We start from the raw sequence: 1231 nt of genomic DNA on the forward strand, positions 1-1231 counted from the left end.
TATATTTCTGCCCCTTTTTATACAGATGTCCGATTAAATCTAAGCTGACATTTCTTTCCTTTCCACCAAGGGTTATGTTAGAATTTTGGACAATTGAATATTCTGCTATTAAAGTTTGAGCTGAGGTTACTATTGGAAACAACAACAAATAGATAAATGCTTTCATGAAAAAATTAAATTAAGATCTCTATTAGGGCAATAACATTATTCTACAGGAGGAGGGGGGAGGCACACACTCAGCGCTCATGGACGCAATTGCAGCTGATTGTGCTACTATTGCTGAAGATGCTCCACATTGGTTTGCAAGTTTTTGAGCATATGCACAACTAATGTCTGATGCCGTACAAATACCTGAAAGCTGAATTTCGGTTATAGAATTTGTATATTCACATCTATAGGTAGCCACTATATACCATTTAGACGTCCTTGTACACATTGTTTTTTTCTTAAATTTAGTAGGTCTGAACTTTTTTGCACTAGCAGTCATTGCTACTAAACATATTAGCATAAATAATATCTTTTTCATTTTAAGTTAAATTAGCATTTACTCTTTTTAACCAGGTTCGTATCATCTCCTGTTTTCTTTTTTGGCAAATTCAAAATATTACTATTCCCTTGACACTTAGTATTATTCAACATTGAATAGCAAGATTTTTAAATGATATCTCTTTCTTTTAAGTATTATTGTTTTAAAATTTCTTGTTGGTTTTCTAGTTTGGTTTTCTGCCTTCCTTTACCATATATGCTTTTTAATACTGGCCCTTTCTCAAAAGGTTGCTTAAACTCATTGGGTTCGAAAACAGCATCATCAATCGGACTTTGTGTATCATAACTTAATAGTTTATAATGTGTATTGAACGGTAAAAAATCTGCTTCAACCACTAAACCTGTGAGATTTTGTATCCTCAGTAAATTTTGCTTTACTTGAATATCGGAACAAAACCATATTTTCCAAGTACATCCCTCATCAGTCACCAGCTGACATTTTAAACCATTTATTGTTTTCGTTTCGGGTTTGTATATCCAATCTAGTCCATAGCCCAACTCAAAGGAATTTTCATGAATTGCAGTTGCCCCATTAGAAACTTTTGCTCTGATTATCATTTCATCAAAATCACTGTAGTAAAGCCATTGCGTAGTATCTTTATCCAAGCCAAAACTCTCGATGCCGTTTATCGTATTAACCGAAATTTCTCCCATTGGATATTTCTTCAAATAACTTGGCGTTTCC

General features: G+C 33.5%; 2 protein-coding genes. Both read right to left on the reverse strand.

Annotated features, from left to right (window positions below):
- Positions 1-190 precede the first annotated feature (190 nt).
- A complete protein-coding gene (locus H7U22_RS22750; RefSeq protein ID WP_187073633.1) occupies positions 191-526 on the reverse strand; it encodes a hypothetical protein in 336 nt (111 codons plus the stop codon).
- Positions 527-681: 155 nt separating this feature from the next.
- The coding region (locus H7U22_RS22755) for a hypothetical protein (protein WP_222621948.1) at positions 682-1231 on the reverse strand (550 nt) is incomplete at its 5' end.

Source organism: Pedobacter fastidiosus (assembly GCF_014306625.1).
Taxonomy (GTDB): Bacteria; Bacteroidota; Bacteroidia; order Sphingobacteriales; family Sphingobacteriaceae; genus Pedobacter; species Pedobacter fastidiosus.